This is a genomic window from Clostridium sp. MCC353 (genome assembly GCF_018785315.1).
Classification (GTDB): domain Bacteria; phylum Bacillota; class Clostridia; order Lachnospirales; family Lachnospiraceae; genus CHH4-2.
In genome coordinates, this window is sequence record NZ_WQPN01000169.1 from 1 (window position 1) to 261 (window position 261).

Genomic DNA, 261 nt, shown 5'->3' on the forward strand with positions numbered 1-261 from the left:
TCACCGGAATCCCCGGGCAGATCAGCCTGTTTGGCGGGGAGGAGCTGGCGGAGGAACTGGCAGAACAGCAGAAAACGCTCACTGTGTCAGAACATAAACGGAAAGCACGGCAGCCCGGAGTACGGGCAGAAATGCTTTCTTCCCTGCCGGTAGAAGTAGAACGCTGCCTGGTAGATGAGGCGTCCCGGTGCCCGGTATGCGGGTCCGGGCTTATAAAAGTCGGGGAAAAGGTGATCCGGACAGAAGTTGTTTATGAACCGG

At 57.5% G+C, this 261-nt stretch carries 1 pseudogene; it reads left to right on the forward strand.

The window, feature by feature from the left end:
• Positions 1–261, forward strand: a pseudogene (locus tag GPL15_RS25380) (IS66 family transposase); the annotation flags it as partial.